Source organism: Streptomyces sp. NPDC049837, assembly GCF_040674455.1.
Classification (GTDB): Bacteria; Actinomycetota; Actinomycetes; order Streptomycetales; family Streptomycetaceae; genus Streptomyces.
In genome coordinates, this window is record NZ_JBFAMP010000001.1 from 351,263 (window position 1) to 374,970 (window position 23,708).

Genomic DNA, 23,708 nt, shown 5'->3' on the forward strand with positions numbered 1-23,708 from the left:
GCTTGGCGCCGTCGCGGGTGGTGCCGGGCGGCTTGGCGCCGTCGCGGGTGGTGCCGGGCGGCTTGGCGCCGTCGCCCGCGGTGGCCCGGTGGCGGGCGACCGCCTCCAGCGCGACGGACCTGAAGCGGCGCACGGTCGTGGCCCACCGGTAGCGCTCGGCGCGTACGGCGGCGGCCCTGCCCATGGCCTCGCGCCGCTCGTGGTCCAGTGCCAGCGCGCACCAGGCCGCCGCGAAGGCGCTCTCGCCGCGCACCAGTTCCCCGGTGACGCCGTCGTCGACGGAGTCCCGCAGGCCCGGTACGTCGAAGCCGATCGACGGTGTGCCGCGTGTCGCCGCCTCGGTGACGACGAGGCCCCATCCTTCGACGGCGGAGGGGTGCAGCAGCAGCCAGGAGGCGCACAGCAGCCGGTGCTTGTCCTCGTCCGACACCCGGCCGGTGAAGACGACCCCGGGGCCGGCGAGGGCTTCGAGCCGCCGGCGCTCGGGGCCGTCGCCGACGATCACCAGCTCGCCCCCGGTGACCGGCCGTACGCGTTCCCAGAGCCGCAGCAGCAGGTCGATGCGCTTGTACTCGACCAGGCGGCCGACCGCCAGGAACAGCGGCTGCGACGAACGCGGCATCCGGTGCCCGGGGGCCTCGACCCCGTTGTGCACGACGCGGATGCGGGCGGGGTCCACGCCCAGCGCGCCGAGCGCCGACGCGGTCGACTCCGACACGGCGACCAGGAGGTTGTCGCGCTGGGCACCGGACAGCGCCCAGCGTTCCAGCCGCCGCCCGATGCCGGCGGCGGGGCGGGGGTAGCGCATGCCCCACAGCTCGGTGTGCACGTGGTTGACCAGGCAGAGGGTGGGGCCCCGGTGCCAGAGCGGGGCCAGGTACGGCAGGCCGTTGCACACCTCGACCAGCAGGTCGCAGTCGCCCACCTGCCGGGTGAACGCGCTGGGCGCCCGGAGGAAGTGGCCGAGGTCGCCGCCCGCCGAGACGACCCGGTAGTCGCGGTACGCGGCCGGACCCCCGCACAGCAGGGTGACCTCGTGGCCCAGGGCCGTCAGGCCCTCCGCGAGCCGGTCGACGAGGAGTTCGGAGCCGCCCGCGGCGGGGTTGCCGAGGTCGCGGCGGGAGAGGAAGACGATACGGCGAGGGGGGCGGACAGCGCCCTGGGGCGACCACGCGCCGCGGGGAACGGCGGTGGTCAGCGTGGGGGGTACGTGCTGGGGCATACGAGCTCCAACTCGTTCGGGTCGGGAACCGGATGACGGTGCTCCGGGCCGGAGAGCGGTCACCGGCGCCGGTGGGGGGTGGAGCAGGTCATGGAACGCCCGGGATGACGGATGTGGTGGTGCGGTGGGTTGGTCAGTGTTCGCCAAGCCCGGCGGTGCGGCTACTCACCGGGATGACAAATTTCACCCCGCCCGCGTATGACACTTCGTCATATCGCGCGTACTTCACCGGAGTCGTGCCCGGACCGGCCGCGTACGCGGCCTCCCCGGACGAGCAGCACCGTGCCGGCCCCCGCCAGCAGGGTGCCGAGGACGACCGCGCCCAAGGGCACGGTCTCCCCCAGCAGCCGAAGCTTCCGGTTGTCCGCCGAGGCCAGCGCCACCTGCGTCCGCTGGGTGGCCGGGGTGAACTCCATGCGCCGGCTGTCCAGCAGCACCACGGCGTCCCTGGCGGAACCGGGCGCCCGCAGCACCTTCCGCGGCCCGATCGCCGCGTTCAGGATCCGCCCGGTCCGCCGGTCGACGACGAGTTCGATGCCGTGGTTGGCGTACCACTCCTCGGCGAGGACCTGCGGCCGGCCCGGCTGCCCGACGAGCCGGCCGGGAACCAGCCTGGTACCCGTCTTCGCCGGTTCCACTCGGCCGGTGAAGCGGTAGCCCTCGTACCCCTGGACCTTCTGCGTCCCATCGAAGCGGAGGGTCACGGTGGAGCCGAGTGTGCCGTCCCACCAGCGGTAGGACCGCTTCTCCACATCGAAGGGGAACTTCAGGTAGGCCTCGCCGTCGAAGGTCGGGGTCTCCTCGCAGCAGTGCACCGGTTCGTTGGTGCGCCGGTCGGTGACCCAGCGCTCCAGGGTCCACTGGAGCGAGTCGTGCGTGGCGGCGGCGGGCAGCGTGTCGTCGGTGTCCACCGAGGTGGAGACGTCCCAGACGGCCCGGCCGCTGCGGACGCTGTCGGCCACGTCGCCGCGTACCTGGCGGGTGATGGTCAGCGGGGTGCCGGTCACGGTCGCGATCCGGCGGGTGTCGAAGTAACTGCCCGTACCGGTGAAGACGGTGACGGTGTCGACGTCGATGGGGTTCACCTTGGCGCGCGGCTGGACGTACCAGACCAGTAACGGCGCCAGGACCAGCAGGAACACGCCGGTCCCGAGCAGGATCAGCGACAGGGGGGAAGCGGTGCGACGCATTGCGGACACTCCGTGGGGGCCTGGACGACGTTGCGCGGCGTATACGTGCACTCCGTATGGGACTCCGTATGGGCCGGGAACCGTAGGGGTCCCCTTGACGGACTGTCAATGCACTGGTGCGATGGGTTCGTCGCCGTCCGGGGTGACGGACTCGTGGTGGGGTCCCAGCGTCAGAAAGGCTGACCCGACCATGCCCAGACTGCTCGCCGCCGCCCTGACCGTGGCGGTCGCCGCGGCTCTCGCCGTGGGCGCGGCCCTCGCCGTCGTGGCCCTGCTCAACACCACCCCGGAACAGCCCAATGTGCCACTGATCAGCCATGAGACGGCTCTGCCCCGGGGGTGAGGCGAGTTGACCGGAGTGGACACGCGGGCACCGGCCGCCGAGCGGTCGGCCTGGGCGGACCTGCCGCGCCGGCAGGTGCGCGAGTTCGCCGACCGCGCCATGGCCGAAGTGCCCGCGCTGGCGCAGGAGATCCTGGACACGATCTGCCGCGAGCATCCCCGGATGCCGCTGCTCGTGGACGAGTCCGGCGAGCTGGTCGCCCTGGTGGGCATCCGGCGGGCCCTGGAGGAGTTCCTCCAGCACCTCGTGCGCGGTTCCGGCAGCCCACAGCTCCATCTGGAGGTCTTCCAGGACTTCGGGCGCGGGGAGGGACAGCAGGGCCGCACCCTCGACTCCCTCCAGGCCGTCTACCGGCTCGGGGTGCGCCTCGCCTGGCGGCGACTGGCGGAAATCGGCCATGAGGCCCGCATTCCGCCCCCCGCGATGTACGACCTCGCCGAGGCGGGCTTCGCCTTCCTCGACGGCCTGGTGGACCAGACGGTACGCGGCTACGCCGAGGCGGCCGCCCGCCAGGCGGGCGAACGGCTGCGGTTGCAGCGCCAACTGACGCAGGCGCTGCTGGGTGAGCGCCGCACCGACCGGTCCCGGCCGCTGGAGGAGTACGCCGCCCACGCGGCCCGGATCGGCTGGACGCTCCCCCAGCGGGTGGCCGTGGGGGTGCTGCTCCGCCCGGCCCGCGAGTGCGTGGCGCCGGCCGTGGGGCCGGAGGTGCTGCTCGACATGGAGAGCGAACAGCCCCTGCTCTTCGTCCCGGACCCGGCGGTGCCCGGGCGCCGTGAGCAGTTGCACCGGGCGCTGCGGGGCTGGACGGGGGCGATCGGCCCGGCCGTCCCGCTGGCGGACGCGACGGCCTCGCTGCGCTGGGCGACGGAGGCGATGGGCCTGATCGAGCGCGGTCTGCTGCCGTCGGGCGAGCTCCTGCACTGCACGGAACACATCGACGCCCTGGTCCTGCTGCCGCCCGAGGAGCTGATCGAGGCGCTGGCGGACCGGTGCCTCGCCCCGCTCGCCGACCGCGGCCCCACCCAGCGCCGCCGCCTGGCGGAGACGCTGCTGGCGTGGCTGGAGACCCGGGGCGGCGCCCCGGAGGTCGCTGCGCGGCTCGGGGTGCACCCGCAGACGGTGCGGTACCGGATGCGGCAGATCAAGGCCCTGTGGGGGGACGAGGTGGAGGACCCGGACCGCCGCTTCGAACTGGAACTGGCCCTCCGCGCACTGCGATTACAAGGACGGCTCGCTCTGCCCGGCCGCGAAATGGCCCACCGTTCCGCGCCGGGCGCGGCCCGGTCCACCGGACCGTCGCGTGGCCGGCCTTCCCGGCATGACCCGTGATCAACGGCACGGCACGGTACTGGCCGGGGCCGGCCGCCCGCCGCGGCCGGGGGCGTCCGGCGCCGGTCAGGTCTGGCGCAGCGGCTCGTACGCCTCGGCCGCCAGGCCGAACGTCCAGGCCACGCCCTCCCTCGCGGTCCGTGTGGCCGGGGGCACGCGCAGCCAGTAGGTGCGGCTGGTCCCGTCCGGTTCCGGCGTGGAGTTGACCACCTCCACCATCGCCACGTCCTCGTCGTCCGGCAGCGGTATCCGCCACAGCACGCCCGTCTCGTCCCGGTGCACCGGCTCCGCCCCCGACTCGCTGAGGTAGCGGTCGTAGCCGAAGTGCTCCAGCATCACGCGGCGCAGCTCGGCGTTCTCCTCCTCGCGGATCCGCTCCGGCGTCAGCGCGGCCAGTTCCGCCAGGAAGTCGCCCGGCACCGGCATGCCGCGCCAGGCGTACAGCGCGAAGCCGTCCGGGAAGGCGAGGGCCGGGCCGTCCGCCCGGTCGAGTCGGCCTGCCTCGTCCCGGTGCAGTTCCACCGGACGCTCGCAGATCACCGCCAGGTGCTCGTACGGCCACCACCATCCGGCCGTGCGGGCCACCGCGGCCGGGCCGTCCAGCGCCGAGCCCTCCCCCGGGTCGAACGCGCAGAGCCAGGCGGCGTCGTGCTGCCCCAGGACGGCGTCGAGGAGCAGCAGCCGGACCGCGGCCTCCTCGTCGCGTCCGTCGGCCAGTTCCTCGACGATGCCCGCCCGGATCCGAGCCGACAGCGCCTGCGTGGTCTCCCACAGCCTGCCGCCCGTCAGGGCCCACCGCCGGCCCCATCCCTGGGGGCCCAGCCGCTCGTGCAGCCTGCCGCGCTCGGCCGCCCACGGCCTGCTGCGCACCTCCTCCCGCACACTGCGCCCCCGTGCCCCGGGCGCCGCCGCGCCGTCGCCCGGACGCAACAGCCGCACCGCTTCCCTGGGCGACGCCGCCCACACGATCCGCTCCGGCTCCGCCAGCCCGGCACTGCGGTAGGCCAGGCGCACTCCCGCCTCGGCCTCCGCCCGCCGCGCGGGCTCCGTGGCCGTCGCGACGGCCCGCCAGAACGCCGTGTCCCCACTCCGGTCCGTCATCGCGTCCCCTCCCCTGCTTCCCTGCTCGTGTTCCTCAGTCGCCCGAAACGCCGTTGCCCGAAATGCCGTCGCCCGGCGCTCAGTCCGCGACGAGCCGTACGGCTCCCGGCACGTACTCCCGCTGCCGCACCACCCGGAACCAGCCCTTCGGCAGCGGGATGGGGGCGTGCTCCTCGTGCACCACGCGCCCACCGTCCGGCAGGTGCAGCAGCATCGGGCCGAACGCACCGGGCTCGCGCACCAGCCGGCCGGGGCCGATCACGGCGTGCGCGTGTCCGGTCACCTCGCCGAGCGCCAGGACCATCCGGCCGCGGCCGTCGCGCGGTTCCTCCGGCGCGTCCACGGCATGCGGCGGCACCGCCGATTCCTCGAGCGGCACGATCAGCACGTCTCCCTGCCGGTACATACGTGTCCCCTCCTCCGTCGGCGCACGGTGCGCCGAGCTGTCTCCGACGGTAGGGGCAGGGTCTGACAACGGCCCGGTGCGGCGCCGGGCGCCGCCCCGGCAGGGGTGTTGTCAGTGCCGCTTGCTACAACTTGCAGCACATCGGACTGCGACAGGCGAGGAGCGGCAGAGGCATGAGTTACGCGGAACACCTGCGGGAGTCGTACGGGCTACCCGTGTTCGACTTCCCTCTGCGCGAGGACGACGGCACGGTGGAGCTGCCGGCGGCCGACGCCGTCGCCTGGCGTGTCTCCACCGAGGTCTACGACAGCGAGGAGGGCTGGCCGGAGGCGTTCGCCCGGTTCTGCGCCGCCGTCGACACCACGCGGGTCCGCGCCCTCGTCACCGGCGCCTGTGAGGAGGCGTACGACGACGGGGGCGGCGTCAAGCCGGCGATCGACACCCTGGTCGACGCCCGGGCGAAATTCCCCGCTCTGCGCGCCCTGTTCATAGGCGACATGGAATCGGAGGAGTGCGAGATCTCCTGGATCAACCAGGACGATGTCACGCGGCTGCTGGAGGCCTTCCCCGAGCTGGAGGAGTTCGGGGCGCGCGGCGGCACCGGGCTGGTCTTCCGGGCCGTCACGCACCGGCGGCTGCGCTCCCTGACGCTGGAGACCGGTGGCATGCCGGCCCACGTCGTGCGCGGGGTCGCCGCCAGTGACCTGCCCGCCCTCGAACGCCTCGACCTGTGGCTCGGCACGGCCGGCTACGGGGGCGACAGTGAGATCTCCGACGTGGCGCCCATCCTCGACGGCGCCCGGCTGCCGAGCCTCCGCCACCTGGGCCTGCGCAACAGCGACTACGAGGACGAGATCGCGGCCGCCGTCGCCTCCGCGCCGGTCGTCGCCCGGCTGGAGTCCCTCGATCTGTCCATGGGCGTCCTCACCGACGAGGGCGGGACCGCGCTGCTGGAGGGCCAGCCCCTCACTCACCTCAAGAGCCTCGACCTCCACCACAACTATCTGAGCGCGCCGATGAGCGAGCGCTTCCAGGAGACCCTGGGAAGCGCCGGCGTGACGCTCGACCTCGATCGCGGCCACGCCGACGAGGACGAGTGGGACGGCCGTGTCTGGCGCTACGTCGCCGTCGGCGAGTAGCGGACGAAGCCCATGACTCAGCCACCCCCGGCCCGGTTCGCGGTCGTCGGCAATCCGGAGAACCGCCGCGTCGCCCTGTTCGCCGACGCCGTGCGGGCCGCCGGGCTGCCCGCTCCCCGCGTCGTGTCCTGGACGGCCGTGCTGCGCGACGGCGGCGCGGTGTTCGCCGCCGACGAGGTCGTACGGCTCGACTCGCCCGGGGAGAACGCAGAGGTCGACCGCCTCCTGCGGGACGTGGACGACCCGACCCGGGTCGAGGGCGGTGCACGTTGGTACGCGCGGTTCACCGCCGCCGTCGGTGCGCTGCGCGGTGGCGTCCGGCTGGACGATCCCGCCGAGCTGGCCGTCCTGTTCGACAAGCGGCGCTGCCACCGGGTCCTGCTCGACGCCGGGGTGCCGGTCCCCGAGTCGCCCACGTCGGGCGCCGGTACGCCCGTTCGCGGCTGGGACGACGTTCGCGCCCTGATGGCCGCGCACGGCATGCGGCGCGTGTTCGTCAAGCCCGCGCACGGGTCGTCCGCGTCCGGGATCGTCGCCCTGGAGACGGGCGCGCCGGGCCGGGTGCGGGCCACCACGTCCGTGGAGGCCGTGGACGGCCGGCTCCACAACTCGCTGCGCGTGCGCCGGGTCACCGACGAGCGGGAGGTCGCCGCGCTGGTCGACGCCCTCGCGCCGGACGGGCTGCACATCGAGCGGTGGTGGCCGAAGGCGAGCCCGGGCGGGGGCCGCCGGGCGGACCTGCGGATCGTCGTCGTCGACGGCCGGGCCACCCACGCCGTCGTCCGTACCAGCCACGCGCCGATGACCAACCTCCACCTCGGCGGGGCGCGCGGAGACCTCGCCGCCGCGATCCAGACCATGGGCAGCCGCTGGGCGGACGCCCTGGACACCTGCGAACGGGCGGCGGCCTGCTTCCCCGGCACCCTGTGCGTCGGGGTCGACCTCCTTCCCTCCACCGGCTGGCGGCGGTTCGCCGTCGCCGAGGTCAACGCTTTCGGGGACCTGCTGCCGGGTCTCACCGGCCTGCCGGGCAGCGGCGCCGAGGGCCTCGACACCTATGCCGCCCAGGTCGCCGCCGTACTGCGGCGGCGCTCACCGCACACCGCACCACCCCTGAGGAACCACCGTGCAACCGCTTGAGGCCGGCACCGCCCGGCTCCCCGCCCCAGCCCCGGCCCCGGCCGCCGGCCCGGGCCCCGACATGAACCAGGTCGTCGGCCGTGACGACCTGCTGCTCGTCACGCTCGACACCCTCCGGTACGACGTGGCCGCCGAGCTGGCCGCCGCCGGGCGCATCCCGCACCTGGCCCGCCATCTTCCCGGCGGCGCCTGGGAGAAGCGGCACGCGCCGGGCAGTTTCACCTACGCCTCCCACCAGGCGATGTTCGCCGGGTTCCTGCCGACGCCCGCCGGCCCGGGTCCGCACGCCCGGCTCTTCGCCGCGCGCTTCGCGGGCAGTGAGACCACCGCCGGGGACACGTACGTCTTCGACGCACCCGACCTGGTCTCGGCGCTCGCGGCCGAGGGCTACCGGACGGTGTGCGTCGGCGGCGTCGGGTTCTTCAACAAGCGGGGCGCGCTGGGCGATGTCCTGCCCGGGATGTTCCAGGAGAGCCACTGGGAGCCCGCGTTCGGCGTGGCGTCACCCACGTCCTTCGAGGCGCAGGTGGAGCGGGCCGAGCAGGTGGTCGCCGCGCTGCCGGCCGAGCGCCGGCTGTTCCTCTTCCTCAACGCGTCCGCGCTGCACCAGCCCAACTGGTTCCACCTGCCCGGTGCCACCCGTGAGGACGGCGACAGCCTGGCCAGCCACGCCGCCGCGCTGGAGTACATCGACCGTCACATCGGCCGGCTCTTCGCCGCGATGAGTTCCCGGCGCCGCTGCTTCGCCATCGTCTGCTCCGACCACGGCACCACCTACGGCGACGACGGCTACACCGGTCACCGCCTCGCCCACGAGGCCGTGTGGACGGTGCCGTACGCCCACTTCTTCCTGGAGCCGTCCGTATGACCAGCACCAGCGCCCACCTCCGCCCGTACCGGAGTTACGTCTACGCCTACCCCCACAAGACCGCCTACCGCCCGCTGCCCGGCGGGCCCGCGCTGCGGGACCTGTGGCGGGGCGAACGCAAGGACGCCCTCTCGCTCTACCTGCACATACCGTTCTGCGAGGTCCGCTGCGGCTTCTGCAACCTCTTCACCCGGATCGGCGCCCCCGACGGGCTCACCGGCCGCTACCTGGACGCGCTGGACCGGCAGGCCACCGCCGTCCGCGACGCCCTCGGCGACAGCGGCGTCCGCTTCGCCAACGCCGCCTTCGGGGGCGGCACCCCGACCTTCCTGACCGCCGACGAGCTGGACCGGCTCTGCGACATCGCCGAGAAGCGCATGGGCGCCGACCTGCGCGCGATCCCGCTCTCCGTCGAGACCTCCCCCGCCACGGCCACCGCCGACCGGCTCGCCGTCCTCGCCGAGCGCGGCACGACCCGGCTCAGCATCGGTGTGCAGAGCTTCGTCGACGAGGAGGCGCGGGCGGCGGTGCGCCCGCAGCGGCGCGCGGACGTGGAAGCCGCCCTCGCCAGGATCCGGGACACCACCGTCCCCGTCCTCAACATCGATCTGATCTACGGCATCGACGGCCAGACCCCCGCCACCTGGCGCACCTCGCTGGACGCCGCGCTCGCCTGGCGGCCGGAGGAGCTGTACCTCTACCCGCTGTATGTGCGCCCCCTGACCGGTCTTGCCAGGCGGACGGCCCACACCGACCGGGAGTGGGACGAGCAGCGGCTGGACCTCTACCGGCGGGGGCGCGACCACCTGCTCGCCCAGGGCTACGAGCAGGTGTCGATGCGCATGTTCCGGCGCGCCGGCGCGCCCGCCCAGGGCCCCGACGACCACGCCTGCCAGACGGACGGCATGATCGGCCTGGGCTGCGGCGCCCGCTCCTACACCTCCGCCCTCCACTACTCCTTCGACTACGCGGTCGGCATGGGCGAGATACGGGCCATCATCGACGACTACACCGGCACCGAGGACTTCGGCCGGGCCGTGCACGGCCGCTTCATGGACGGGGACGAGGCACGCCGCCGGCACCTCCTCCAGTCCCTGCTCCAGGCGCGGGGCATGCCGGTGGGCGACTACCGTTCCCGGTTCGGGTCGGACCCGTACGACGACTTCGGCGCCGAGCTCGCCGCGTTCACCGGCCGGGGCTGGCTCGACGACACCGCACCGGGGCTGCTGCGGCTGTCCCCGGAGGGGCTCGCCCACTCCGACGCCCTGGGCCCGGAGCTGTTCTCCCCCGCCGTCAGGGCCGCGATGGCCGCGTACGAACCGAAGTAGGCGCCCACCGTGGACCTGACGCTCCTGTACCGGGGCCCGCTCGCCTCGTGCGACTACGACTGCCCCTACTGTCCCTTCGCCAAGCGGCGCGACAGCCCCGCCCAGCTCCGGGCCGACCGGGCGGCGCTGGAACGCTTCACGGCCTGGGCCACGGCACAGACCGGTGACCGCCTCTCGGTGCTGTTCACGCCCTGGGGCGAAGGGCTCGTGCGCTCCTGGTACCGGCGGGCCCTGGTGGAGCTGTCCCACACCCCGCACGTCGACCGGGTCGCCATCCAGACCAACCTGAGCTGCCGCACCGACTGGCTGGCCGACGCCGACCGGGGCACCGTGGCGCTGTGGTGCACGTACCACCCGGGCCAGACGCCGTACGACCGCTTCCTGGCCAAGACGCGGGACCTCGCGGAGCGTGGCGTCCGTTTCAGTGTCGGCGTCGTCGGCCTGCCCGCCCATCTGGCGGACGCCCGGCGGCTGCGCGCCGCTCTGCCGGCGCACGTCTACCTGTGGGTGAACGCCGCCGAGGGCCACACGTACACCGACGAGGAGGCGGAGACCTGGACGGCGCTCGACCCGCTCTTCCCCTACAGCCGGCATCCGCACCGTTCGGCCGGACTGCCCTGCCGGACAGGCGAGTCGGTCCTCTCGGTCGACGGTGACGGCACGGTCCGGCGCTGCCATTTCGTACGCGCCGAACTCGGCAACCTCTACGACGGCTCCTACCGCACCGCCCTCGCGCCGCGCCCCTGTCCGCTGGCCCGGTGCGACTGCCACATCGGTTACGTCCACCTGGAGACCCTGCCCCTGTACGACGTGTTCGCGGGCGGAGTCCTCGAACGCGTCCCCGCGCACCTGCCGCCGCCGGCGGGAGACCCGGCCGCGGTGGCGGCCCCCTCGGCCGTGCATGGCACTCTTGACGCCCACGCGTCAGGAAGTCGTCAGTGACGCGTCAGGAACGGGGGGTTCGTGGTGGAGCAGGGCGCGGCCGAGGAATATCTGGAGGGGTATGCCCGGATCCTCGCCGGTGCCTGCGCCACCGGCAGGCGGCTGACCCGGGACGAGCTGGAGGCGCTGCGCCTCCGGGGTGAGCGGGCGGCCGAGGCGGGTCTGGGGCTGCGTTTTCTGGTGCGTGCCCATCTGTCCGCCGCCCAGGACGTACGGGAGGGCCTGCGGGGCGACGCCGCCGACCATCTGCTCGCGGCGGTGGAGCAGGCGGTGGACGCCTTCGCCGAGGGCCACGAGCGGGCGCAGCGGCTGGCGATCCGCAGGCAGGAGGCGGCGCGGCGGGAGTTCATCGACGATCTCCTGCACGGCCGGGGTGATGCCGGCCGTCTCGCCGAACGCGCCGAGCGGTTCGGGTTGTTGCTGTCCCAGGCGCACGCGGTCGCGGTGGCGCAGGGACCGGAGCCGTACGACGACGGCTATGCGGTCACCCGGGGCATCGAGTCGTCCCTGGCGGCCCGTTTCGGGGACCGTCACATCCTGCTGACCACGAAGAACGGCCGCCTCATCTGCATCGCGCCGGGCGACCAGGCCGACGTCCTGGCCTTCTTCGCCAAGCAGGCGTACGCGGCGACCGACGGCGGTCGTGTCGCCATCGGGCGCCCGCACCCCGGCGTGGGCGGTGTCGTCCACTCCTACGAGGAGGCGCTCAACGCCCTTGACCTGGCCGTCCGCATGGAGCTCGACGAGCCGGTGCTGCACGCCGCGGACCTTCTGGTCTACCCGGTGCTCACCCGCGACCGGCAGGCCATGGCCGACCTCGTCGTCAGCGTCCTCGGCCCGCTGCGGCAGGCCCGGGGCGGTGCCAGGCCGCTCATCGACACCCTCACCACGTATTTCGACACCGGCTGCGTGGCCGCCGAGGCCGCCCGGCGCCTGTCCCTGAGCGTGCGGGCGCTGACGTACCGGCTGGAGCGCATCCGCAAGCTGACCGGGGCCGACCCGGGTGACGCCGTCCACCGCTACACGCTCCAGACCGCCGTCATCGGGGCCCGCCTGCTGGGCTGGCCGGACCAGGAGCTGTGACCGTTCCTCACCAGCGGATGCGGGCGGCGACGGGGAGGTGGTCGCTGCCGGTGGCGGGGAGGGTACGGATGCCGACGACGGTCGCGGAGCGCGCCATGACCTGGTCGATCCGGGCCAGCGGCAGCGCGGCCGGCCAACTGAAGGCGAAGGCGGGCGGGGCGGGGCGCAGCCGGGACGTGACGGGGGCGAGGCCACGGTCGTCGACGGTGGCGTTGAGGTCGCCGAGCAGGATCACCGTGCCCGGTCGCTCCGCGGCGATCGCCTCGCCGAGCAGCGCGGCGCTCGCGTCCCGGGCGGCGGAGCCGAAGCCGGTCGTGGGGCCGAGGCGTACGGACGGCAGGTGGGCGACGTGCACGGCGGCCTCGCCGTGCGGGGTGACCGCGGTGGCACGCAGCCCGCGGTTCCAGTCGGCACCGAACCCCGGGGGCCGGATGTCCAGGGGCCGTACGTCGGCCAGCGGGTACACCGACCACAGTCCGACCGTGCCGTGCACCGCGTGGTGCGGGTAGCCGGCCGCCAGTGCCGCCCGGTACGACGGAAGGGCGGACGGGGTCAGCTCCTGGAGGGCGATCATCTGTGGCCGCGCCTCCATCAGGGCCCGCGCGGTGCCCCCGGGATCCCGGTTCTCGTCGCTGACGTTGTGCTGGACGACGGTGATGTCGTACCCCGGCGCCTCGTCCGCCGTCAGCGCGCCGCCGAACTGGCCCAGCCACGCGGCGGCCACCGGGAGCAGCGCCAGCAGGGCCGTCGTCGAGCGCCGTACCAGCGCGATGACGAGCAGGACCGGCATGGTGAGCCCCAGCCACGGCAGGAACGTCTCGGCCAGGCTGCCCAACCGCCCGGCGGCGTTGGGCACCGCGCCGGGGAAGGCCAGCACGCAGGCGACCGCCACGGCGGCCGACGCCGGTACCCGTCCGCGCCGCCAGGCCGACCGCCCCCGGGCGTCCACGCCCCAGCGACACCAACGGCCACGGCCGCCCCAGCGGCCACGACGACGTCGTGCCGTCGCCGGCGTCCCCGTATGCGCATCCATCCCCATACCGTGCGAGGACGCCGTGCCGTCGCGTTGGGTTCCCCGGTGGGGACAGCCGGTGCGGGGCGGTGGCGTAGGGTCGGGGCGTATGCATGTGGTTGCGGTTCTCGCGCTGGACGCGGTGTCGGCCTTCGATCTGGCCATCCCCTGCCAGGTGTTCGGGTTCGCGAGCCGTCCCGACGGGACCCCGGCGTACGACGTGCGGGTCTGCGCCGAGCGTGCCGTCACGACGACGGCGGGGCCGGTGCAGCCGTTCCGGATCTCGTCCTCGTACCGGTGGGACGACGCCCGTGACGCGGACACCATCATCGTTCCCGGCGTCCCCGCCGAGCGGGTGCCGGACGCGCGCGCCGTCCGGCTGCTGCGGGAGGCGGCGGCCGGCGGGGCGCGGGTGGCGTCCATCTGTACGGGGGCCTTCGTCCTCGCACGGGCCGGCCTGCTGGAGGGGCGCCGGGCGACGACGCACTGGCGGTTCGCCGACGCCCTGGCGGAGGGGTTCCCCGGCACGCGGGTCGACCCTTCGGTGCTGTTCGTCGACGACGGTCAGGTGCTGACGTCGGCGGGGGTCGCCGCGGGTCTCGACCTGTGCCTGCACATGGTGCGCCGGGACCACGGCGCGGCGGTCGCGGCGCAGGTCGCCCGCCTGATGGTCATGGCGCCCCAACGGACGGGCGGACAGGCCCAGTTCATCGAGTACCGCACGCCGGGGAGCGACTCCGCCGACCTCGGCGGGACGATGCAGTGGATGCGGGACAAGCTCGACGAGCCGCTGACGATCGCCGACATCGCCGCCCACGCGATGATGAGCAGGCGCAGCCTGGCGCGGCACTTCCGCGCGCAGACGGGTACGACACCGCTGCGCTGGCTGCTCGCCCTCCGCGTCCAGCGCGCGCGGGAGCTGCTGGAGAGCACCGGCCTGCCCATGGCACGGGTGGCGGAGTCCACCGGGTTCGGGTCCGTCGAGACCTTCCGCCACCACTTCACGCGCCACGTCGGCACCACTCCGTCCGCCTACCGGGCGGCCTTCCGCGTGTAGGCGACACGTGCGGGCCGCATGGCCGCCCGCACCACAACGGCCCTGGCCTGGCCGTATCTTGCGCCTGCCGGGCACGCGCGCCACTGTCTCCCGTCACCCGGCGCCGGAAGACTGAACGGGTCTTCGCGCCCCGCGCGCCGTGGCGACAGGCCCGGCCCGGGACGCCGTTCACGCTTCTTCACGGATCTTCACGGAGGAACCCAGTGCGCCCCATACACAGGCGGAATCTGCTCCACTCCGGTGCCGCCGCGGCGGTCGGTGCCGGTCTCGCGGGTGTCGCGGCTCCCGCGACGGCCGCCGCCCGCGCGACGGCTGCCCGGCCGCGCCGCGAACCGCTGCGCGTGCACACGGTGCTGTACGACGGGGTGGAGGAACAGGACTTCGCCGGGCACATCGAGGTCTTCGGGATCGTCGGGACGGACCGGGTCGCGCAGTCCTACGTCACCGTCGACGGGCCCGGCGCGGTGACGACGTCCGCCGGTATGGAGATCGTCTGCCGCTCCCCCTGGTCCCCTCGCTCGGCCGATCTGATCCTGGTGCCCGGCGCCGGGTACGGCGACGGTTCCGGCCTCCAGCGGGAGGTACGGCGCGGAGTCCTGCCCAGAGCCCTCGCGGCGGCGCAGCGGCGCGGCCTGGTCCTGGGCGCCGTGTGCAGCGGCACCATGCTGCTCTCCGCCGCCGGCATCACCAGGGGCCGCCCGTGCACCACGCACCACATCGCCAAGGACGACCTCAAGGCGCAGGGAGGGCGTGTCGTGGGCGGCCGGGTCGTCGACGACGGGGACCTGGTGACCTGCGGGGGCGTCACCTCGGGCATCGACCTGGGGCTGTGGCTGGTGGAGCGCTTCTTCGGGCCGGAAACGGCGGTGTTCGCCGAGGAGGTGCTGGAGTACGAGCGCCGCGGGACCGTCTGGCGTTCGTGACCGTGGCGGCGGGCACCGGTACCGCGACGCCGGCGGACAGGGCGGTGCGCCCCGTGGCCGGGGCGGCGGGCCCGCGCCCCGGCCGGGGCCGGCCGGCTGACCGACTGCCTGTCTGGCCGTCACCGCGCTGTGCCACCGCAACGCCCCCGTCGTGGACACGGCGATCCGGTCGGCGCCGCGGGCGTCACCTCCGGTCCGGACCTCGCCGTGTGGCTGGTGCGCCGCCGACCGGGCGCGGACGCGGCGACGGCCCGAGCGGACGGCGGCCGTACAAGACCGTCGCGTGCCTTGACTGCTCGCGCGGCAACCGCGATCCTCGTCGCACCTTTATGGAGACATGACAAACAGTCGCACGACCAACATCCCCGGGGCCGTCGCCCGGGGATGCCCTTCCGGCTGGAGCATGGGTGATGACCTTGTCGCGACGCTCGCAACGCTCTCCTGGCAGGCTCAGGGTACTCGCGGTTCTCTCCTCGCTCCTGACGCTGCTGGCCCTGGGTCCGGCCTCGGCGGGGACCCCGGCCGGGGCGGGTACCGGCTGGTGGGATCCCGTCGCGCGGCCCGCGCCCGATTCCCGCGTCGACGTCGCCGGGGAGCCGTTCAAGGGCACCGACTCCGAGGGGCGGGTCCGGGGCTTCGTCGACGCGCACGACCACCTGATGTCCAACGAGGCCTTCGGCGGGCGGCTGATCTGCGGCAAGCCCTTCTCCGAGCTCGGCGTGGCCGACGCGCTGAAGGACTGCCCCGAGCACTACCCGGACGGCTCCCTCGCGGTCTTCGACTTCATCACCAAGGGCGGCGACGGCAGGCATGACCCCAACGGCTGGCCCACCTTCAAGGACTGGCCCGCCCATGACTCCCTGACGCACCAGCAGAACTACTACGCCTGGGTCGAACGGGCCTGGCGCGGCGGCCAGCGGGTGCTCGTCAACGACCTCGTCACCAACGGGGTGATCTGCTCGGTCTACTTCTTCAAGGACCGCGGCTGCGACGAGATGACCTCCATCCGCCTCCAGGCGCGCAAGACGTACGAGATGCAGGCGTACGTCGACCGGATGTACGGCGGCCCGGGCAAGGGCTGGTTCCGGATCGTCACCGACTCCGGCCAGGCCCGTGCGGTGATCGAGCAGGGCAAGATGGCCGTCGTCCTGGGTGTGGAGACCTCCGAGCCGTTCGGCTGCAAGCAGATCCTGGACGTACCCCAGTGCGACCGCGCCGACATCGACCGGGGGCTGGACGAACTGCACGCGCTCGGCGTCCGCAGCATGTTCCTGTGCCACAAGTTCGACAACGCCCTGTGCGGGGTGAGGTTCGACTCCGGCACCCTCGGCACGGCGATCAACGTGGGCCAGTTCCTGTCGACGGGCACGTTCTGGAAGACGGAGAAGTGCACCGGCCCGCAGGCCGACAACCCCATCGGGCTCGCGGCGGCGCCCGAGGCGGAGAAGAAGCTCCCGCCCGGTGTCACGGTCCCGTCGTACGCGGCCGACGCGCGGTGCAACACCCGTGGCCTGACCGCCCTCGGCGAGTACGCGCTGCGCGGCATGATGCAGCGGAAGATGATGATCGAGATCGACCACATGAGCGTGAAGGCGACCGGCCGCGTACTGGACGTCCTGGAGTCCGAGTCGTACCCCGGCGTGCTGTCCTCGCACAGTTGGATGGACATGGACTGGACGGAGCGGGTCTACCGCCTCGGCGGCTTCATCGCCCAGTACATGCACGGGGCGGAGGCGTTCACCGCCGAGGCGCGACGCACGGACGCGCTGCGTGAGAAGTACGGCGCCGGGTACGGCTACGGCACCGACATGAACGGCGTCGGCGGCTGGCCGGCCCCCCGGGGCGCGGACACCCCCAACCCCGTGCGCTACCCCTTCCGCAGCGCCGACGGCGGCTCGTTCCTCGACCGGCAGACCACCGGTGAACGCACCTGGGACATCAACACCGACGGCGCCGCCCACTACGGCCTGGTGCCCGACTGGCTGGAGGACATCCGGGTCACGGGCGGCCAGGACGTCATCGACGACCTCTTCCGGGGCGCCGAGTCCTACCTCGCCACCTGGGGCGGCTCCGAGCGTCACCACGTGCGGAACCTGGCCGCCGGGTCGTCCGCGTCGGCCAGTACGTCGGAGTGGAACCCGTTCACCAGCTACGCGCCCGGCCGCGCCGTGGACGGCGACCCCGGCACGCGCTGGGCGAGCGACTGGCGCGACCCCCAGTGGCTGCGCGTCGACCTGGGCGCCACGCACACGGTCGGGCGGGTCACGCTCGACTGGGAGCGCGCGTACGGCAGGGCGTACCGGGTCGAGGTGTCCTCCGACGGGACCGACTGGCGGACCGTCTGGTCCACCACCGCCGGCGACGGCGGTCTGGACACCGCGCGGTTCACCGCCGTACCGGCCCGCTTCGTCCGCGTCATGGGCCTCGAACGGGGGACCGGATGGGGCTACTCGCTCCGCGAGGTCGGCGTGTACGGCCGCTGACGCCGCCCGGCCGTGCTTACAGTGCCCAGCCAGTCGTTCCCAACGGCGGAAGGGGCATCCTGTGCAGTGGGCGTACATCGGCTCGTTCACCTCGGGGGGCGGGCGCGGCATCACCGTCGCGGCCGTCGACCCGGCGACCGGGGCGCCGGCCCCGCGCACGAGCGTCGACACCGTCGTCAACCCCTCGTCCCTCGCGCTCGACCCCGGAACAGGCGTGCTCTACGCGGTGAGTGACACCGAGCCGGGCGCCGTCGCGGCGTTCCGCACCGGGGCGGACGGCCGCCTCACGGCTCTCGGCCCGGCGGTCGGGGCGGGCGGCTCGGGCCCCACCCATCTCAGCGTGGCGGGGCGCCGGCTGCTGACCGCCAACTACGGCTCGGGCAGCGTCAGCAGCCTCCGCGTGGAACCCGACGGCAGTCTTTCCGGGCCGCCCGTCGTCCTGGCCCACCACGGCTCGGGCCCCGACGCCGAGCGGCAGCAGGGACCGCACGCCCACCAGGTGCTGCCCGACCCGAGCGGTCGGTGGGTGCTGAGCGTGGACCTCGGCACCGATTCGGTACGGGTCTGCGCCCTCGACCAGGCCACCGGAGCACTCAGCGTGCACGCCGAGACGGTCCTGCGTGCCGGGTCGGGGCCGCGTCACCTCGCCTTCCACCCGGACGGCGACGTGGTGTACGTACTGCACGAGCTGGAACCGCAGATGACCGTCTGCCGGTGGGAACCGCCGTCCGGCCGGCTGGAACCACTGGCGGAGGTGGCCATCGATCCCGAAGGCGCCCCGGAAGGGGGACGGGTCCACCCCTCCGTCGTCTGCCCCTCGTCCGACGGGCGCTTCGTCCGGGCGGCCGTGCGCGGCAGCAACAGGATCCTGACGTTCTCGCTCGTCGACGACCCGGAGAAGCCCCAGCTCACGCAGAGCGTGGACTGCGGCGGCGTGTGGCCGCGCGACCTGGTGGCCGACTCCTCCGGGCGGCGGCTGTACGTCGTCAACGAGTGGTCCGGGGACGTCACCTGGTTCGACGTGGACCCGGAGAGCGGTGAACTGCGCCGCGGCGGCGCGGTGGAGGTGCCGGCCGCCGCGTGCGTGGTCTTCTCCTGACCCCTGAGCCCCCGGACCCCTGGCCTCAGCGCCCGCCCGGGCCGGACGGCTGGATCGACGCCTTGGACTGGACGAGGTCGACCGCGTGGACGGCCTCGTCCAGGACGTGTTGCCCGAGCCGGCCGTCGACTCCGAGCCGGACCCTGTCGATCAGTCCTCCGTTGAGGGATTCGGCGTGAGCGTTGCCGCAGACCGCCATGGCGGCTCCGGTCAGGGCGAGCGTGGCGAGGGCGCGCTTCGTTGTACGTGGCATGCCCGGCCAACGATCCCTCCCCTGCCGGGTCACCGTCCCCGTCGCCCGTCCGGTGCAACGGGTGGTAAGTGGAGAACAAAGCGGTGGACGGTCGTTCGCCGGGCCGCCTACTGTGTGCGGTGACGCCCACGACAGCGGAAGGGAGGCGAGTGCCGTGCACCAGTCACGTTTCCCGCGCTCCCGTTCCGTTCCCCCGGCGTCCTTGGCCTGACCGGGAGCGCTTCATCCCGCATGCTTCCGGAGGACAACTCCCATGACCGATACGGTCATTCGCGTACTCGACACGAGCGACGCCCATCTCTTCGACACCCTGCCCGACCCTCTCGGCGCCCGTGCGACGCACGCGCGCACCGCGCACCGGCCCGAGTGGAAGCGGGTGGCGCTCCGCGACGGCGAAGTCGTCGCCCGGGGCGCCTGGTGGGGCGGCCCCGACGACGACGCCCCCGTCAACATCAACTGGTTCGACGTCGCCGAGGGCGAGGAAGAGGCGGGCGCCCACCTGCTGCGCACCGCGCCGCACCAGGTCGAACTGGAGCTCAACCTCCCGGCGGGCTGGCGCGACGACCCCGTCACGCGGGCGGCGGGCGAGACCCGGCTGCGGGCCGCGCGGGCGGCCGGTTACGAGGTGCTGGTCGAGCGGTTCATGTACCGCTGGACACCGGACCGCGGGCGGCCCGGCCGGCCGGGCCGCCTGAGGTTCGCGGCGGAGCCGGACGACGCCGTGTTCTTCGACGCGCTGCGCCGCGTCCACTCGGTGACGCTGGACGCCCACGCGCTGCGCGCGATCGAGGAGGGCGGGCTGGACCAGGCGGCGCAGGAGGAGCTGGACTTCTTCCGCTGGTGCCCGTCGCCGCGCGAGTGGTGGCAGGTGGCGTACACGCCGGACGGTGACCTGGCCGGCATCCACATCCCCGCGCACAATCCGTCGGGGCCCTGCGTCGGCTTCATCGGGGTCGTGCCGGAGCAGCGCGGGCGGGGTTACGCGTACGACCTGCTGGCGGAGTGCACCCACTTCCTCGTCGAGCGGGGCGCCGAGTTCGTCGCCGGTGCCACGGACCAGGGGAACGCACCGATGGCCGTGAACTTCGCCAGGGCGGGGTATCCCGTGGTCCGGGAGCGCGTCAACCTGGTCCCCGGCGTACGGGGCTGACGGTTGGGCCGCCCGGGGCGTCCCTCCCGGGCGGTCACCCACATGCGGGGCCGATCAGTACGACTAGTGCCCGGGCGCGGGTGGCCCGCCGCACGGCTGGGCAGCGAGGGACCATGAAGAAACCTCTCCTCGTCTGCCTGGCCGCCGTCGTCACCGCGGTGGTGGCCGTCGGCGGTTACCTGGGCTTCCGGCACCTCACCGCCCCTTCCGCACCCCCCGCCGGGGCCGTCAGCGTTCCGTACGGGCCCGACGAGGCGCGTTCCGCGGCGAGCAGGGCCGATGACGTCTTCCACGGCACCGTCGTGCGCGAGACCGGGCGGCGGACCATCGCCGAGATCCCTTCCCGGCTGTACGCGGTGCGGGTGGGCCACGTCTTCAAGGGACACCTCACCGGCACGGTCACGCTCACCCAGCCGGTGGACGAGCCGGCGCTGGAGCCGGGCGGGAAGTACGTGTTCGTCACCACCTCCTGGCACAACGAGGACAACGAGCACGGTCTCCTGTCGGGCATCCGCCCCCACCGGGCGGCCGACCTCACGGCACCGGTGCGGGGCGCGGACGCGCGGGCGGAGCCGAGCGTCGCCGAGTACTGGCGGGACGCCGTGGCGGGCGTCTCGTCCCGGTGACCCGCGCCTGACGGGGCGTTCGGCATGCCCCTGCGGGGGGAGCCTACGGGCGTTCCGCCACGAGGTGCCGCACCACGCGCGCGACGAGCTCGTACGGAACGGGCGCGTCCAGTGGGAACTTCAGGGTGCCCTTGCCCGACCGGTAGGGCTCGATGGCCCGCTGGAAGGCGTCGTCGCCCTCGGGGACGGGGTAGACGCTGACGTGCTGTTTCCAGCCGGCGAAGTACACGAGGTTCCGGCGGTCGAGCGTGACCGCCGGAATCCCGTAACTGATCTTCTCCGCCACGCCCTCGGGCGCGGCCTCGTGGATCGTCCGCCGGAGCTGTTCGAGGACGGTCCGGACGTCCTCGGGGAACGAGGCGATGTAGTCGTCCACGGATGCGAAGTGCTCTGCCACGGTGCTGCCTTTCACCGCTCTTCGGCCACGCCGGGCGCGGCTGAGGAGCGGCGCCGGTCAGCGCAGTACGTTCAGCACAGTACGTTCAGCGCGCCCGGACGCACCCGTGCGGTGACCGGGAGTGTCGCGTCGACCTCGCCGTCGGCGCCGTAGGGCAGATCGCGGTCGGCCTCGATGCGGATCTCCTTGCCGCGGAGGACCTCGACCTGCGGGCGCCGCAGGTGGGCGCCGGTCTTGAGCTCGTTCATCATCGCGAAGAACAGCCGCTTCGGGGCGTGCTGGATGACGACGACGTCGAGCAGGCCGTCGTCGACGCGGGCGTCCGGCGCGATGCGGCGGCCGAAGCCGTAGAAGCCGGAGTTGGCGGCGACGACCGTGTAGCCGCGGCGTTCGTGGAGGATGCCGTCGACGGTGATGCGGTACGTCGCCGGCCGCCAGCCGGCCACGGCGCGTGCCCCGCCCGCGTAGTAGGAGGCGGCGCCGCGCAGCAGCCGGGACCGGTTGGCGTACCGGTTGGCCACCGCGTCGACCCCGGCGTACACGCTGCCGAGCACCGAGGTCCTGGGGTGCGCGGCGGATTCCACCTCGATGGTGTCGACGGCGCGTGGGGTGGCGTGCAGCAGCAGCTCCGCCAGCGCCGGTGGGTCGGTGGGCAGATCGAGCGCCCTGGCGAAGTCGTTGCCGCGACCGGACGGTACGAGGCCGAGGACCGCGCCGGTGCCGCTGAGGACGCCGCCGACGGCGCCGGCCATGCCGTCACCGCCGACCGCGAGCACGGTGTGTCCCCGTTCGGCCGCCTGGCGCGTCAGCTCGCGGGCGTGGTCGAGGCTGCGGCTGTAGCGGGTGTCCAGGCCGGCTCCCGCCTCCCGGAGGAGCCGGGCCACGGGCAGCAGGGCCGCCGTGCCGCTGGAACTTCCCGCGGCCGGGTTGACGACGGCGGTGAACTGTCGCATGTGGGCGCCTCCGTAGGGCAGGCCGATGGGGAACGGGCGGGTCAGGGGTGACGGACGGGGACGAGGATGCCGGGATTGAGCACTCCCGCCGGGTCGAGCTCCGCCTTGACGGCCTGGAGGACGCGGACGCCGAGGGGCCCGGCCTCCCGTGCGTACCAGTCGCGGTGGTCGCTTCCCACGCCGTGGTGGTGGCTGATGGTGCCTCCGGCGGCCAGGATCGCCTCGTTGGCGGCGTGTTTGGCCGGCGCCCAGTGCGCGACGGGGTCCTCGCCCTGGGCGGAGACCACCGTGAAGTACAGGGAGGCGCCGTTCTCGTACACGTGCGAGATGTGGCACATGACCAGCGGCGGCGTGCCCGCGTCGGTGAGGGTGGTGGTGAGCGCCTGGCGTACGCCCTGGTACAGCTCGGGCAGCGCGGACCAGAAGGCGGCCGTTTCCAGGGTTTCGGCGAAGGCGCCGGCGTCGAGGAGGGCGTCGCGGAGGTAGGGGGCGTTGTAGCGGCCGTGGGCCCAGCGGTCCCCCGGCTCGGTGCCGACGCACTCGCCGCCCTGGGCGAGGAGGACCTTGTGGACGCCGGCCCGGCACTGCTCGGTGTCGGCGGCCGTTCCCTCGTACCCGACGACCGCCATGCAGCCGGCCGCTTCCGTGGCGCCGGTGCTGCCGATGCGGTCGGGGTGGGCGAGGCCGATGAACGTCTCGGTCTCGTCCGACAGGCGCAGGACGGTGGGGCGCGGGCCGTCCTGGGCGAGTGTGCGCAGGGCGGCGGCGCCGGCCTCGAAGGAGGCGAAGCGCCAGCCTTCGTAGAGGCGCTTCTCGGGCAGGGGGCGGATCCGCACGGTCACCGAGGTGATCACGCCGAGTGCGCCCTCGGAGCCGAGCACGAGCTGGCGCAGGTCCGGGCCGGCCGCCGAGCGGGGCGCGCGGCCGGCCTCCCAGGTGCCTTCGGGGGTGGCGACGGTGACGCCCAGCACCATCTCGTCGAACCGGCCGTAGCCCGCGGACGCCTGGCCGCTGGAGCGGGCGGCGGCGAAGCCTCCGATGGTGGCCCATTCGTAGGACTGGGGGAAGTGGCCGAGCGTGAAGCCGCGTTCGTTGAGCAGGGCTTCGGCGCGGGGGGCGCGCAGTCCGGGCTGGAGGGTCGCGGTGCGGGAGACCTCGTCCAGGCCGAGCAGGGCGTCCATGCGCCGGAGGTCCAGGGCGACGAAGGTGGAGCGTTCGGGGGCGAGGCCGCCGACGACGGAGGTCCCGCCGCCGAACGGGACGGCCGCCACCTGGTGTTCGGCGCACACGCGGAGCACGGCGAGGACCTCGTCGTGGCTGCCGGGCAGCAGGACGGCGGCGGGGATGTCGTCGACCTCGCCGGCGCGGATGCGCAGCAGGTCGGGGGTCGACTTGCCGCGGGTGTGGCGGATGCGGGTCTCGGCGTCGGTCCGCAGGTGGGCGGGGTCGCCGAGGGTTCCGGCGAGGGCGCGGTGCGCCTCGTCGGTGAGCGGGGACTCGGGGACGGCGATGTCCTCCAGGGAGGCGGGGCCCTGGGTACGGGGGGTGACGCCGAGCAGGTCGCGCAGCAGGCCGATCACGGTGTCGGGCAGGGGTGCCGCCTTGGCCGGGTCGCCCCAGCCGCTCCACAACATGTCCACGGGGTCGGTTTCCTCACCGTC

Annotated in this window: 22 protein-coding genes and 1 pseudogene; 14 read left to right on the forward strand and 9 right to left on the reverse strand. The window is 73.9% G+C overall.

The window, feature by feature from the left end; all coding sequences use genetic code 11:
- Nucleotides 1-91 precede the first annotated feature (91 nt).
- Nucleotides 92-1,222 (reverse strand): annotated as a pseudogene (locus AB0J57_RS01625) (glycosyltransferase family 4 protein); the annotation flags it as partial.
- 209 nt (nt 1,223-1,431) lie between these two features.
- Nucleotides 1,432-2,412, reverse strand: a complete 981-nt coding sequence (locus tag AB0J57_RS01630) for a DUF3068 domain-containing protein (protein ID WP_366125887.1) — start codon at nt 2,410-2,412, stop codon at nt 1,432-1,434.
- A gap of 190 nt (nt 2,413-2,602) precedes the next feature.
- Between AB0J57_RS01630 and AB0J57_RS01635 the strand changes: the two genes are divergently transcribed.
- Nucleotides 2,603-2,755 (forward strand): hypothetical protein, encoded by a 153-nt coding sequence (locus tag AB0J57_RS01635; protein ID WP_366125888.1) that lies wholly within the window; start codon nt 2,603-2,605, stop codon nt 2,753-2,755.
- Between the two features lie 6 nt (nt 2,756-2,761).
- On the forward strand, nt 2,762-4,087 hold the full coding sequence (locus tag AB0J57_RS01640) for a helix-turn-helix domain-containing protein (protein WP_366125889.1): 1,326 nt from the start codon (nt 2,762-2,764) through the stop codon (nt 4,085-4,087).
- Between the two features lie 66 nt (nt 4,088-4,153).
- Here the strand turns inward: AB0J57_RS01640 and AB0J57_RS01645 are convergent, their stop codons facing one another.
- A complete protein-coding gene (locus AB0J57_RS01645) occupies nt 4,154-5,188 on the reverse strand; it encodes a DUF6745 domain-containing protein (protein WP_366125890.1) in 1,035 nt (344 codons plus the stop codon).
- A gap of 79 nt (nt 5,189-5,267) precedes the next feature.
- Complete coding sequence (locus AB0J57_RS01650) at nt 5,268-5,594, reverse strand: hypothetical protein (protein WP_366125891.1); 327 nt, start codon at nt 5,592-5,594, stop codon at nt 5,268-5,270.
- A gap of 173 nt (nt 5,595-5,767) precedes the next feature.
- Between AB0J57_RS01650 and AB0J57_RS01655 the strand changes: the two genes are divergently transcribed.
- From AB0J57_RS01655 to AB0J57_RS01680, 6 genes are all read left to right on the forward strand, one after another.
- Complete coding sequence (locus AB0J57_RS01655; RefSeq protein ID WP_366125892.1) at nt 5,768-6,733, forward strand: STM4015 family protein; 966 nt, start codon at nt 5,768-5,770, stop codon at nt 6,731-6,733.
- A gap of 12 nt (nt 6,734-6,745) precedes the next feature.
- Complete coding sequence (locus AB0J57_RS01660) at nt 6,746-7,873, forward strand: STM4014 family protein (protein WP_366125893.1); 1,128 nt, start codon at nt 6,746-6,748, stop codon at nt 7,871-7,873.
- A 61-nt stretch (nt 7,874-7,934) separates the two neighbouring features.
- Nucleotides 7,935-8,741, forward strand: a complete 807-nt coding sequence (locus tag AB0J57_RS01665; protein WP_366126446.1) for an STM4013/SEN3800 family hydrolase — start codon at nt 7,935-7,937, stop codon at nt 8,739-8,741.
- Nucleotides 8,738-10,069: an STM4012 family radical SAM protein gene (locus AB0J57_RS01670; RefSeq protein ID WP_366125894.1), complete on the forward strand. Its 1,332-nt coding sequence runs from the start codon at nt 8,738-8,740 to the stop codon at nt 10,067-10,069. Before AB0J57_RS01665 ends, AB0J57_RS01670 begins: the two co-directional genes overlap by 4 nt.
- A 9-nt stretch (nt 10,070-10,078) precedes the next feature.
- Nucleotides 10,079-11,011, forward strand: a complete 933-nt coding sequence (locus AB0J57_RS01675; protein WP_366125895.1) for an STM4011 family radical SAM protein — start codon at nt 10,079-10,081, stop codon at nt 11,009-11,011.
- Nucleotides 11,012-11,032: 21 nt separating this feature from the next.
- Nucleotides 11,033-12,094 carry a helix-turn-helix domain-containing protein gene (locus tag AB0J57_RS01680; protein ID WP_366125896.1) on the forward strand — a complete coding sequence of 354 codons (1,062 nt, stop codon included), beginning with the start codon at nt 11,033-11,035 and terminating at the stop codon, nt 12,092-12,094.
- Between the two features lie 7 nt (nt 12,095-12,101).
- Here the strand turns inward: AB0J57_RS01680 and AB0J57_RS01685 are convergent, their stop codons facing one another.
- The gene (locus AB0J57_RS01685; RefSeq protein ID WP_366125897.1) at nt 12,102-13,043 is read right to left on the reverse strand and encodes an endonuclease/exonuclease/phosphatase family protein; all 942 of its coding nucleotides are present in this window, start codon (nt 13,041-13,043) and stop codon (nt 12,102-12,104) included.
- A gap of 172 nt (nt 13,044-13,215) precedes the next feature.
- Here AB0J57_RS01685 and AB0J57_RS01690 point away from each other — a divergent pair, with 172 nt between their 5' ends.
- The 4 genes from AB0J57_RS01690 (at nt 13,216) to AB0J57_RS01705 (ending at nt 18,668) form a co-directional block, all read left to right on the forward strand.
- Nucleotides 13,216-14,163: a helix-turn-helix domain-containing protein gene (locus AB0J57_RS01690; protein ID WP_366125898.1), complete on the forward strand. Its 948-nt coding sequence runs from the start codon at nt 13,216-13,218 to the stop codon at nt 14,161-14,163.
- Nucleotides 14,164-14,375: 212 nt separating this feature from the next.
- A complete protein-coding gene (locus AB0J57_RS01695; protein WP_366126447.1) occupies nt 14,376-15,086 on the forward strand; it encodes a DJ-1/PfpI family protein in 711 nt (236 codons plus the stop codon).
- Between the two features lie 410 nt (nt 15,087-15,496).
- Nucleotides 15,497-17,569, forward strand: a complete 2,073-nt coding sequence (locus AB0J57_RS01700) for a discoidin domain-containing protein (protein WP_366125899.1) — start codon at nt 15,497-15,499, stop codon at nt 17,567-17,569.
- Between the two features lie 61 nt (nt 17,570-17,630).
- Nucleotides 17,631-18,668, forward strand: coding sequence for a lactonase family protein (locus tag AB0J57_RS01705; RefSeq protein ID WP_366125900.1), 1,038 nt, complete (start codon nt 17,631-17,633; stop codon nt 18,666-18,668).
- 25 nt (nt 18,669-18,693) lie between these two features.
- On the opposite strand, the gene AB0J57_RS01710 is transcribed toward AB0J57_RS01705, so the two are convergent.
- Complete coding sequence (locus AB0J57_RS01710) at nt 18,694-18,921, reverse strand: hypothetical protein (RefSeq protein WP_366125901.1); 228 nt, start codon at nt 18,919-18,921, stop codon at nt 18,694-18,696.
- A 253-nt stretch (nt 18,922-19,174) separates the two neighbouring features.
- On the opposite strand from AB0J57_RS01710, the gene AB0J57_RS01715 reads away from it, so the two are divergent.
- On the forward strand, nt 19,175-20,071 hold the full coding sequence (locus tag AB0J57_RS01715; protein WP_366125902.1) for a GNAT family N-acetyltransferase: 897 nt from the start codon (nt 19,175-19,177) through the stop codon (nt 20,069-20,071).
- A 113-nt stretch (nt 20,072-20,184) separates the two neighbouring features.
- Nucleotides 20,185-20,697: a hypothetical protein gene (locus AB0J57_RS01720; protein ID WP_366125903.1), complete on the forward strand. Its 513-nt coding sequence runs from the start codon at nt 20,185-20,187 to the stop codon at nt 20,695-20,697.
- Nucleotides 20,698-20,740: 43 nt separating this feature from the next.
- Here the strand turns inward: AB0J57_RS01720 and AB0J57_RS01725 are convergent, their stop codons facing one another.
- The 3 genes from AB0J57_RS01725 to AB0J57_RS01735 form a co-directional block, all read right to left on the reverse strand.
- Nucleotides 20,741-21,094 (reverse strand): DUF1801 domain-containing protein, encoded by a 354-nt coding sequence (locus AB0J57_RS01725; protein WP_366125904.1) that lies wholly within the window; start codon nt 21,092-21,094, stop codon nt 20,741-20,743.
- Between the two features lie 71 nt (nt 21,095-21,165).
- Nucleotides 21,166-22,047, reverse strand: coding sequence for a diacylglycerol kinase family protein (locus AB0J57_RS01730; RefSeq protein WP_366125905.1), 882 nt, complete (start codon nt 22,045-22,047; stop codon nt 21,166-21,168).
- A 41-nt stretch (nt 22,048-22,088) separates the two neighbouring features.
- The gene (locus AB0J57_RS01735) at nt 22,089-23,687 is read right to left on the reverse strand and encodes an FAD-binding oxidoreductase (RefSeq protein ID WP_366125906.1); all 1,599 of its coding nucleotides are present in this window, start codon (nt 23,685-23,687) and stop codon (nt 22,089-22,091) included.
- Nucleotides 23,688-23,708: the final 21 nt, after the last annotated feature.

What these genes read in the sequence shown, in the direction of transcription:
- AB0J57_RS01630 (WP_366125887.1), bottom strand. Translation starts at nt 2,412, where the DNA reads ATGCGTCGCACCGCTTCCCCCCTGTCGCTGATCCTGCTCGGGACCGGC.
- AB0J57_RS01635 (WP_366125888.1), top strand. Translation starts at nt 2,603, where the DNA reads ATGCCCAGACTGCTCGCCGCCGCCCTGACCGTGGCGGTCGCCGCGGCT.
- AB0J57_RS01645 (WP_366125890.1), bottom strand. Translation starts at nt 5,188, where the DNA reads ATGACGGACCGGAGTGGGGACACGGCGTTCTGGCGGGCCGTCGCGACG.
- AB0J57_RS01650 (WP_366125891.1), bottom strand. Translation starts at nt 5,594, where the DNA reads ATGTACCGGCAGGGAGACGTGCTGATCGTGCCGCTCGAGGAATCGGCG.
- AB0J57_RS01655 (WP_366125892.1), top strand. Translation starts at nt 5,768, where the DNA reads ATGAGTTACGCGGAACACCTGCGGGAGTCGTACGGGCTACCCGTGTTC.
- AB0J57_RS01660 (WP_366125893.1), top strand. Translation starts at nt 6,746, where the DNA reads ATGACTCAGCCACCCCCGGCCCGGTTCGCGGTCGTCGGCAATCCGGAG.
- AB0J57_RS01665 (WP_366126446.1), top strand. Translation starts at nt 7,935, where the DNA reads ATGAACCAGGTCGTCGGCCGTGACGACCTGCTGCTCGTCACGCTCGAC.
- AB0J57_RS01670 (WP_366125894.1), top strand. Translation starts at nt 8,738, where the DNA reads ATGACCAGCACCAGCGCCCACCTCCGCCCGTACCGGAGTTACGTCTAC.
- AB0J57_RS01690 (WP_366125898.1), top strand. Translation starts at nt 13,216, where the DNA reads ATGCATGTGGTTGCGGTTCTCGCGCTGGACGCGGTGTCGGCCTTCGAT.
- AB0J57_RS01700 (WP_366125899.1), top strand. Translation starts at nt 15,497, where the DNA reads ATGACCTTGTCGCGACGCTCGCAACGCTCTCCTGGCAGGCTCAGGGTA.
- AB0J57_RS01710 (WP_366125901.1), bottom strand. Translation starts at nt 18,921, where the DNA reads ATGCCACGTACAACGAAGCGCGCCCTCGCCACGCTCGCCCTGACCGGA.
- AB0J57_RS01715 (WP_366125902.1), top strand. Translation starts at nt 19,175, where the DNA reads ATGACCGATACGGTCATTCGCGTACTCGACACGAGCGACGCCCATCTC.
- AB0J57_RS01720 (WP_366125903.1), top strand. Translation starts at nt 20,185, where the DNA reads ATGAAGAAACCTCTCCTCGTCTGCCTGGCCGCCGTCGTCACCGCGGTG.
- AB0J57_RS01730 (WP_366125905.1), bottom strand. Translation starts at nt 22,047, where the DNA reads ATGCGACAGTTCACCGCCGTCGTCAACCCGGCCGCGGGAAGTTCCAGC.